The following is a 10816-nucleotide window of genomic DNA, read 5'->3' on the forward strand; positions in this document are numbered from 1 at the left end:
ATTCTTTATTTAACCTGATTACCACCACTTTGTTTGCCAGAAATATCAGAACAAAAAAAGAGTTTGAACTTTATGCCCAAAAAGAATTAAAATATCTGTACAATACCGGACAAAAATTTTTAAAAACCATTCTTAAACTTGGGAAAACATATCAATCCTGTTTTGAGCTCATCCAGAAACTGTCTTTTCAACACCAGAAAAAGCAGAAAACCTCTGCCATCATAACCGCTCTTTTCAAAGAGCTGAAAAACCTTGTGCCTGAAAATTTTACCGATCTTTATACATATGAAAGAATCAGGCACCTTCACCGGTACATTGCCTGTATCAGTATCCGGGCGCAAAGAGCGGTGGACAATCCTTTAAAAGAAGAAAAAAAAGCATTGCAACTGGCAGGCTATACACACCATTTAAACACTCTTTTATCCTCGCTTTCCGACAACTCAACGCCTGAAAAATCCCAACAAATTGAAGCCTTTTTCTGGCTTTTGGAAGAGTATAAAATATCCTTGTTTGCACAGGAGCTGAAAACAAGCGTAAAAGTTTCCACCAAAAAGCTGGATCAATTTCTAATAAAACTCTCTACCATGATCTGATGAACTATTTGTCCATTGCATTGTCCGAATTTAATGAAACTATCTTTTTGGAAAAAAATAAAATTTAGGAATTGACAAAATATTAACAAAACCGGTAACAAAGAATAAGATTATCAACTGCAATAAGTGAACTCATAAATTGAAAAGTAATCATACAGCAAATATTTTAATCATTGATGATGATGAAGGTGTTGTCCAGACAATGTCTCGGCTTGTCGAATCACTGGGACACGAGATAGACTATGCGTTTACTCTAAATGACGGCGTAAATAAAATCTATTCTAAAAAATTTGATATTATTTTTCTTGATGTGAATCTGCCCGACGGCAATGGCCTTGAAATTATAGTTGATATCGTCAAAATACCTGTTCACCCGCAAATAATAATAATGACAGCGTTCTCAGATCCTGATGGCGCAGAACTTGCTATTGAGAGCGGGGCATGGGATTATATTGAAAAACCAGCATCCATAAAAAAATTAAAACTGCAAATATCAAGGGCCTTACAGTTTCAAGAACAAAAAAAGATATCTAAAACCCCGGTTTTATTAACATCAAACAATATTATTGGTAACAGTCATGAAATAAGGCTATGTCTTGAGCAAGCCGCTCAAATTGCCAATAGTGACGCCAATGTTTTAATTACAGGGGAAACCGGGACCGGAAAAGAGCTATTTGCAAAGATCATTCATGAAAACAGCAGTAGACGAAATCATAGTTTCGTTGTTGTTGATTGCAGTATTTTAACAGAAACTTTTATTGAAAGTGTGCTTTTCGGTCATGAAAAAGGTTCCTTTACAGGAGCTGATAAAAAAAGAAATGGCTTGGTAACACTTGCGGATAACGGCACCTTATTTCTGGATGAAATCGGAGAATTACCAAAATCTATCCAGGCATCTTTTTTAAGGGTGCTTCAGGAAAAAAAATTCAGGGCTGTTGGAGGAGAACAAGAGCTCCATAGCAATTTCAGAGTAATAGCTGCCACCAATAAAGATCTTGATATAATGGTCTATGAAAACAGGTTCAGAAGAGATTTATTATATCGTTTAAAAACTTTAAATATCGAATTGCCTGCCCTGAAAAAACGAAAAAAAGATATCAAAGATTTAGCAATCTTTCATAAAGATCAGGTATGCAGACAATACGAGATAGAGTTAAAAAAACTGTCTTCGGATTTTATTGAAATGCTGACTAAATATGATTGGCCGGGTAATGTAAGAGAATTGGTCAATACCATTGAATCCTGTATTTTAGCTGCGAAATCTGAAGAAATTTTATTTGCATATCATCTGCCGCAAAAAATACGTGCCAAGGTTACCCGGGCTTCCATAACAAAATCCAAGCAAAATATTAAAACTGAAAATTACAACCCGGCAGATATTTCATTAAAATACAAAGATGTTATAGAAAAAACAGAAAAAAATTATCTTACCTCACTATATTCTCATACAAATGGGGATATAGAACAATTATGCCGGATTTCCGGCATATCTCGAGCTGTTCTTTACAGAAAATTAAAAAAGCACCATATCCAATAAAAGATCCCATCTGTTTTCGTCGAGTCTCCAAAATGATACGAATCTCAAAAATGAGATGATATTTTTATGTCCTTTTTGAGGCCTTTGCCGGGAAATAATTTTACCACATTCATGAAAATAGATATAAGTATTTAATATTATTAATAATAATTAAAATATTCTTCATGTCATCCTCTTCTGGCATGCAAATTGCGATATAAGAATTTCAACTCGTATTAATTTAAAATTACCATAGGCTAAAAATGACCCCAAAAAAACATTCCATCAGATTAATCTTTTTTTCCGGAAAAAATAAACCTATACAAAAAAAAATTTTAAATATGACCGCCCCATTATTCCCTGAAGACCACATAAGTATTCATACAACCTTAGAAAGCTTTTCATCAGATCTTCGGAAGCTTGACAATCATTATAAAATTATTTTGATTCTAACAAATACTCAAAAGGATCTTTTAAATATTCTCTTTTTAAAAGAATTATTAAATGATTGTAATATCATCTTAATATTACCGGACACAGCAAAAGAGACAATGGCTCAAGCATGCAAACTTTATCCAAGGTACATCAGTTACATTCAAAGTGATTTTAAGGATGTAAACTTTGTCCTGAAAAAAATGATCGGCAACCTTCAACAAAAAATTAATGGAGAAAAACATGGCAAAAACAACAGAGACGATTGATCAGGCAATTAAAGCCACGACCATTAAAACAGGAAAATATTTAACTTTTTCTCTGGAAAAGGAAGAATATGGAATTGGTATTCTTAAGGTCAAGGAAATCATTGGAATGATGCCCATCACATCAGTTCCACGAACCCCTGAATTCGTAAAAGGGGTCATCAATCTTCGCGGCAAGGTAATTCCGGTCATTGATCTTAGATCAAAATTTGAAATGGAATCCATTCCATATACCGAAAGGACCTGTATCATTGTAGTGGAAATTGATTCTCAAGAATCGACCATACTCATCGGCATTGTTGTTGATGAAGTGTCCGAAGTGTTGAATATTAAAAGCGAAGAAATTGAAGAGACCCCTGCCTTTGGGACTAAGCTTAATACGCATTACATCCTTGGCATGGCTAAAATAGAAGGCGGGGTAAAAATACTGCTTAATATTGATCGAGTGCTGTCGACAAAAGAAATTTCAGCCGTTAATGAGGCGGCTAAATAATTTATATTTTATTAAATAATTGAAGTTATAAACAGGAGGACAACAAATGTTTAAGAACATGAAACTGGGAACAAAAATTGCGAGCCTGGCTGTAGTACTGATTATTATCTCAGGCATTATGGCCTTTGTAGGTTACAATGGTCTGACAGGCGTAGTTGACAGGGTGACTAAAGGTGATGATGCCAATAGAGTAGTCAAAGAGGTTCTTCAAATAAGGCAGCAGGAAAAGAATTTTATAATCCGTGGAGATAAACAATATATTGAAAAAGTTAAAGAGCTGCTGGGAAAACTTACACACCAGCTTGAAGAGGCAAAAGCAAAATTAAACAACCCTCTTCATCGAGGAATGATTGACCAGAGCCTTGCCGGTAAAAAAGGGTATGAAATGGAATTTAACCGGTTTATAGATTCCCATCATAAAAAAATAGCCGCTGAGAAAGAGATGGTAAAGGCTGCAAGAATTATACAGACAGAAGGCCAAGACCTGAAAAACGGTCAGGAAAAGCTGCTGGGTGAAGCTTTAAAGAGCGGGGCTGATGAAAGTGAGCTTGAAGAAAGAATTGAAAAAGTTGAAAAGACCAACCATCTGGTTCAGTTGATGGAGGAGATCAGAATAAATGAAAAAAATTATATGATCCGGCACGACAAAAAATATAGAGAGGAAGTTCACAAAGAGATTGAAGAAGGGATAGAGATGGTAAATAAAGCAAAATCCCATTTCAGGAATGCCGAAAATATTGCCCTTCTGGAAAAAATAGTCAATGGTATTAATGAATACAAGAAGGCTTTTGATACTTATGTCTTTCTAACAGGGGAACAGGAAAACGCGGATAAGGGCATGGTAAAAAACGCAAGGGAAATTCTGGCTTTAGGTGAAAAATTACGTGCCGAGCAAAAGGAACTGATGGAGTCAAAGATATCTTCAGCAAACACTATGCTGATGATAGGTGCAATTGCAGCGATTGTAATTGGAGCGCTTCTTGCCTTCTTTATAATTCGTGGTATTAACAAGGCATTAAACACTCTGATCCATGGTCTGACCGAAGGGGCCAACCAGGTGGCAGCTGCTTCGGGCCAGGTATCTTCTGCCAGCCAGTCCCTGGCTGAAGGATCATCGGAACAGGCGGCTTCCATAGAAGAAACCTCCTCCTCAATGGAAGAGATGTCATCCATGACCAAGAAAAATGCTGAGAATACAGGACAAGCCAATACCCTTATTAAAGAAGCCAATCAGATTGTCCGTGTCGCGGATGAATCAATGGATGAGCTTACCCTTTCCATGGGAGAAATTTCAAAGGCCAGTGAAGAAACGTCTAAAATCATTAAAACCATTGATGAGATTGCGTTCCAGACCAATCTTCTGGCGTTGAATGCAGCCGTTGAAGCAGCAAGAGCAGGAGAAGCAGGCGCCGGGTTTGCTGTTGTTGCAGAGGAAGTTAGGAATCTTGCCCTGCGGTCTGCAGAAGCTGCAAAAAACACAGCAGTATTGATTGAAGATACAGTTAATAAAATCAATGAAGGGTCACAAATAGTATCAACCACCAACGATGCCTTTGTTAAGGTAGGTAAAAGCACAGGCAAGGTTGAAGAACTTATTGCTGAAGTTACAGAAGCATCCAAAGAGCAGTCAAATGGAATTGAGCAGGTTAATATCGCCATCACTGAGATGGATAAGGTGGTTCAGCAGAATGCCGCCAATGCGGAAGAATCAGCCTCTGCATCTGAGGAATTGAATGCCCAGGCTGAACAGCTCAAGGATTATGTTGGTGATCTTGTTGCACTTGTTACAGGAAAAAAAGAAGAACAAGCCAGCGGGTCTTTTCAGGGAGCAACCAGGACCATTGCTTCAAAACCGGGTTCAGTTCCGGTATCAGACAAAAAAATGCTGCCCCGGGCAAATGAAGTCAGACCCGATCAGGTAATACCTTTTGATGATGACGATGATTTTAAGGATTTTTAGATAGCTGAATATCGAGATATGAGTAGTGAAAAAGCCATTTGCGATTCTGCTTCTCATATCTCACATGCTTTGTTATAGAAAGTATTAGCTAATGAAAAAAAATAAATTATTTACAAATATACATCACTATTTTTGGGATGCACCTCAATTTTCTGAACAGGATTTGCTCTCTGTCTGGCGACATCGTATTTTCAATATTATTTTTTTGAGTACAGTTGCCTTTATAATTTTTCCCTACACCGTCGCCATGATCCATTCCATTCAGACAGGATGGTTGTTAGGAAGCATCTTTTACACACTTGTTTATTTTTTACTGATTGCAGTTGTCCTGATTCATGGCATATCTTTTAAAGTACGTGCCCTGATCGGTGTGCTTGTTTTTTACTCATTAGGGGTATTTGCTCTGCTGACAATTGGTGTAGCAAGCAGTGGCCGCCACTATTTATTTTCATTTTCTATCATTGCATCTCTTCTTCTTGGGCCCAGGGCAGGTGTGATAGCTGTATTTTTAAATGCCATTACGATGATCGCCATCGGATGGCTGGAAGGCGCAGGTCATTTGAGATGGATGATAGAAATGCCCGGAGTGAGTGAAATCTGGTTTCCCTTGACAGCCACTTTTCTATGTCTGAATACGATCGTCATTGTTGCTTTATCAATTCTTATTCATAATCTGGAGCTGGGTCTGAAAAAAGAACAAGAACTGACAAAGACAGTTCAGAAAAACGAGGCGATGTATCGTCTGCTGGCGGAAAATGGTGTTGACTGTATCTGGCAGATGAATTCCGACCTGGAGTTCATATATATCAATCCGGCTATTTTCCATCAATTCGGATTTACACCTGAAGAATGGATGAAAGGTAAATTATCGGAGCATTGTTCCTCAAAAGAAATGAAAAAAATAGAGAATGAGGTGTCAGATGCGATGGATCGTCTTCCTGATAAAATTACTTATTCATTTGAAAGTAGTTTTTTCCATAAAGATGGTCATGAAATACCATGCGAAGTAATAGGAAAAATTTTATTATATGATGCCGGGGATTTTATCGGTTTTCAGGGAACTACCCGCAATATAACAGAGCGTAAACAGGCCCAGTCAGTATTGGAAGAAAATGAACAACGGTTAAAGACCATACTGGATTCAATACAGACGGGTATTGTAATTATTACCGCTGAAACACATAAAATTATTGATGTAAATCCGGCTGCTGTGGAGATGATAGGCGCATCAAAAGAACAAATTATTGGACGTGTGTGTCATAAGTATATCTGTCCTTCGGAGAAAGGAAACTGCCCCATTACAGATCTTGGGCAAAAGATAGATCATTCAGAGCGTATATTACTTACAGCAAAAGGAAAAAAGCGTTCTATTTTAAAAACCGTTTCTCAAATAACACTGAACGGACAGAAGTGTCTGCTTGACAGTTTTATCGATATAACAGAAAAAAAGCAGCTTGAAGTTCAGCTTCAACAGTCCCAGAAGATGGAAGTAATCGGTACTCTTGCCGGAGGTATTGCCCATGATTTTAACAATATTCTTTTCCCCATCATCGGGTACACGGAAATGCTGCTCGAAGATGCGTCTGAGGACAGTCAGCTTAAGAAGGACCTGACACAAATTTTTAACGGGGCAAGCCGTGCCAGCGACCTGGTCAAACAAATACTTACTTTCAGCCGTCAGGAAAATTATGAATTAAAACCTTTGAAAACTCAACTGGTTATTAAAGAAGCTTTGAAACTGATTGCATCATCATTGCCCAGTACCATAAAAATATCTCAAAATATTAATAAAAACTGTGGATTGGTTCTTGCTGATCCCACCCAGATTCATCAAGTAATAATGAATCTTTGTACCAATGCTTTTCATGCCATGGAAGAAACAGGTGGTGAGTTAAAGATAACTCTGAAAGAAATTGAGCTGACCTTTGAAGACCTGAAAGACCAGAGCATGACTCCGGGTATGTATGTCTGCCTGACAGTCATGGATACAGGCATAGGTATAAAACAGAGCGTAATAGATCGGATATTTGATCCTTATTTTACTACCAAGGAAGAAGGTAAGGGCACGGGATTGGGTCTTGCAGTCATTCATGGCATTATTAAGAGCTATAATGGTCATGTCAGTGTCTACAGTGAACCGGGGAATGGGACTGAGTTTCGAGTCTATTTCCCAATGATAGAAGAATTATCAGAAACAGCTCGAAATAAAATAATTTCACCCATTCAAAAAGGAAACGAACGAGTCCTTTTGCTTGATGACAAGGATGATATTGTCCGAATGGAAAAGCAAATGCTTGAACGATTGGGCTATCATGTGACAGCCTTAACCAACAGCAAAGATGCATTAGAAATGTTTCAAGCACAACCTGATAAATTTGATATAGTCATCTCCGATGTGACTATGCCAAACATTACCGGGGATAAACTGGCAGGAAAATTAATTAAAATCAGGTCGGATATTCCGATTATCCTTTGTACCGGATTCAGTAAAACAATATCCAAAGAAAAGGCGGCATCGCCGGGTATTAAAGGCTTTTTGATTAAGCCAATTGTGATGAAGGATCTTGCTGCTAAGATACGTGAAGTGCTGGATAAAAGCTATATTTTTATTGGAAAAAATTATGAATAATTTAATTATATTAAAGAGAAAAATTATTATTTTTTCTTTCATTGGTGTCTTTCTAGTGACAAGTGCTGCATTGGCTGAAAACCCTGTAATAAAAATAGGCGTATTGGCAAAAAGAGGACCTGAGCGCTGCATAGAAAAATGGTCTTTGACTGCTGAATATCTAAGCAACAAGCTCCCTGGAAAAAAATTTGTAATAGTACCGATTGATTATAAGCAGATACACACTGTTGTTGAAAAGGGAAAAATTGATTTCTTCCTGGTTAACCCTTCATTTTATGTAGAATTCGAAATTCGGTACAAGATCAACCGCATTGCTACGGTAAAAAATATGGTGCTGGGTAAAATTTCCACAACATTCGGCGGTGTCATTTTCTGCAAAAAACAGCGCGAAGATATCCGGCGCCTCAGTGATTTGAAAAGGAAAACTTTTATGGCAGTCGAAGAGGCATCCTTTGGCGGTTGGAGAACGGCCTGGAGAGAATTAAAAGAAGCCGGGATCAATCCGTTTAAAGACTTTGCCTCCCTTAGTTTTGGCGGAACCCACGATGCAGTCATTTATGCTGTTCGAGATGGCAAAGTAGATGCCGGGACAGTGCGGACTGACACGCTTGAGCGTATGCATAAAGAAGGCAAGATTAGTTTGGACGACTTTTATGTTATCCATGAACAAGATGGGGGAAATGAGCATCTGGCTTCTATGAATTCCACGCGAGGCTATCCGGAATGGCCTATTGCCAAGCTTAAACACATCTCTAATGAACTGGCGGAAAATATTACCATTGCATTGATCGGTATACCCCGGGATTCTGCTGCGGCTAAAGCTGCAAGATGCGGCGGATGGACAATCCCTTTGAACTACCAGTCTGTGCATGATTGCTTGAAAGAATTAAAAATCGGTCCTTATAAGGATTTTGGAAAAATTACACTGACAGATGTTTTGAAAAAATACTGGTTCTTGATATTAATTAATTTTGTCACACTTATAGCTCTGGCCTGGTTTCTCACAACACACATAAAACTCAACCAAAAGATTAACAAAGCACATAAAAAGATAGCGTTAGAGTTCATAGAAAGGCTACAGACTGAGAAGGCCCTGCTGGAGAGCGAGGAAAAGCATCGTTTATTTTTTGAAAATGCTCCCATTGGAATCATCCATTATAACAAAAAAGGTGTTTCCACCGCTGTTAATGATGCGCTGATCGCTATTTTCGGGTCATCTCATGAGAAACTTATTGGTTTGGATATAAATGATATACCAGATAAAAAGTTTTCAAAAGAAGTTTTCAAATCCTTAAATGGTGAACCAGGATATTATGAAGGTGAATATGAATCTTATACTGGTGGAAAAAAAGCAAAAATTAAAGCTAATTGGATTCCAATTATATTGGAAGGTAACGTTGTTTCCGGTGTTGGGATTGTTGAAGATGTCACTCAACAAAAGCTGGCCGAGAAGATGTTGAAAGAAAGTCATGACCGACAAAGACATCTATACTCTATGACCAGGTTGATGTGCGACAACCTGCCCGATCTTATATGGGCAAAAGATTTAGAAAACAGGTTTGTTTTTGTAAACAAAATTTGTTGTGAGAAATTGCTTAATGTCAAGGATACTGATGAACCTATTGGAAAAACAGATATATATTTTGCCGCCAGGGAAAAAAAATTCCATACTGAAAATCCTGAATATCATACATTTGGAGAGGTATGCACGAATTCTGACATGGTTGTTCTGGAAACAAAAAAACCACAGGTATTTGAAGAGACTGGAAATCTTAAAGGAAATTTCGTTTGTCTTGATGTCTATAAGGCCCCTTTCTGGGATGGAAAGGGCAATATGATTGGAACAGTCGGTTGCGCCAGGGATATAACAAAAGAAAAAGAGATGGAAAAAGAAAAATTAAAACTTGAATCTCAACTTCAACAGGCCCAAAAAATGGAATCCATTGGTACGCTGGCAGGAGGCATTGCCCATGATTTTAACAATATCCTTTTCCCAATGTTTGGTTATTTGGAAATGATGATGGAAGGTGTACCAGAAGATAACCCATTATTTGACGACCTTGCAGAGGTCTTTAACGGGGCCAAACGGGCACGGGATCTGGTCCAACAGATACTTACGTTCAGCCGTCAAACTGAAAATGAAATAAAACCCCTGAAGGTGCAACTTGTTATCAAGGAGGTTTTAAGGCTGATTCGTTCTTCATTGCCGGCAACTATAAATATTCGGCAGGATATCAACAATGACTGTGGATTGATCATTGCAGATCCCACTCAGGTTCATCAGGTCGCCATGAACCTGATCACAAATGCTTATCATGCCATGGAAAAAACAGGTGGAACTCTGACTATTAAACTCAAAGAGATCGAGTTGGAAGTGGGAGACTTACAAGACCTATCTATGATGCCGGGTCTGCATGTCTGTCTGACTGTAGCAGATACAGGTTCTGGTATGAGTCAGGACATCGTATCCAAAATATTTGACCCTTATTTTACCACCAAGGAAAAAGGCAAAGGCACGGGGCTGGGCCTTGCGATTTCCCATGGCATTATAAAAGGCCATCACGGACATATCAGCGTTTACAGTGAACCGGGCAAGGGCACAGAATTTAAGGTTTATCTGCCTGTAATCAAGCCACAGGAGACAGTGCAGAGCATTGAATCTGATTCACCTATCCAAAAAGGAACTGAACGCGTTCTTTTAGTTGATGACCAGGATACTGTTATTCAGATAGAGAAAAAAATGCTGGAACGATTGGGGTATCATGTGACCTTTCGAACAAGCAGCCCAGATGCTTTAGAGGCATTTCGAGCCAGTCCTGATAAATTTGATATTGTTATAACAGATATGACCATGCCCAATATGACAGGGGACAAACTTGCAGTTGAATTGACTAAAATAAGGCCCAATATTCCAATTTTGCTTTGTA

7 protein-coding genes are annotated in these 10816 nt (G+C 38.2%); all 7 read left to right on the top strand.

Translation table 11 applies throughout. From position 1 onward, the window contains the following. Nucleotides 1-593, top strand: a 593-nt coding sequence (locus K8S13_RS12640; protein ID WP_291462968.1) for a DUF3418 domain-containing protein, incomplete at its 5' end; no start/stop codon positions are given. A 139-nt stretch (nucleotides 594-732) separates the two neighbouring features. After that, entirely contained in the window at nucleotides 733-2130 is a 1398-nt protein-coding gene (locus K8S13_RS12645; protein ID WP_291462969.1) for a sigma-54 dependent transcriptional regulator, read from the top strand. A gap of 242 nt (nucleotides 2131-2372) precedes the next feature. Beyond that, the gene (locus K8S13_RS12650; RefSeq protein WP_291462971.1) at nucleotides 2373-2810 is read left to right on the top strand and encodes a hypothetical protein; all 438 of its coding nucleotides are present in this window, start codon (nucleotides 2373-2375) and stop codon (nucleotides 2808-2810) included. Further along, entirely contained in the window at nucleotides 2785-3300 is a 516-nt protein-coding gene (locus K8S13_RS12655) for a chemotaxis protein CheW (protein ID WP_291462973.1), read from the top strand. Before K8S13_RS12650 ends, K8S13_RS12655 begins: the two co-directional genes overlap by 26 nt. Before the next feature lie 46 nt (nucleotides 3301-3346). Beyond that, nucleotides 3347-5260 carry a methyl-accepting chemotaxis protein gene (locus K8S13_RS12660; RefSeq protein WP_291462975.1) on the top strand — a complete coding sequence of 638 codons (1914 nt, stop codon included), beginning with the start codon at nucleotides 3347-3349 and terminating at the stop codon, nucleotides 5258-5260. Between the two features lie 91 nt (nucleotides 5261-5351). Beyond that, nucleotides 5352-7889, top strand: a complete 2538-nt coding sequence (locus K8S13_RS12665) for a PAS domain S-box protein (protein WP_291462977.1) — start codon at nucleotides 5352-5354, stop codon at nucleotides 7887-7889. Beyond that, on the top strand, nucleotides 7882-10816 hold a 2935-nt coding region (locus K8S13_RS12670; RefSeq protein ID WP_291462978.1), incomplete at its 3' end, for a PhnD/SsuA/transferrin family substrate-binding protein. The genes K8S13_RS12665 and K8S13_RS12670, both read left to right, overlap by 8 nt.

Source organism: Desulfobacula sp., from assembly GCF_021107415.1.

Excerpts from the sequence above, each read along its gene's own strand:
- K8S13_RS12650 (WP_291462971.1), top strand. The coding sequence starts at position 2,373 with ATGACCCCAAAAAAACATTCCATCAGATTAATCTTTTTTTCCGGAAAA.
- K8S13_RS12655 (WP_291462973.1), top strand. The coding sequence starts at position 2,785 with ATGGCAAAAACAACAGAGACGATTGATCAGGCAATTAAAGCCACGACC.
- K8S13_RS12660 (WP_291462975.1), top strand. The coding sequence starts at position 3,347 with ATGTTTAAGAACATGAAACTGGGAACAAAAATTGCGAGCCTGGCTGTA.
- K8S13_RS12665 (WP_291462977.1), top strand. The coding sequence starts at position 5,352 with ATGAAAAAAAATAAATTATTTACAAATATACATCACTATTTTTGGGAT.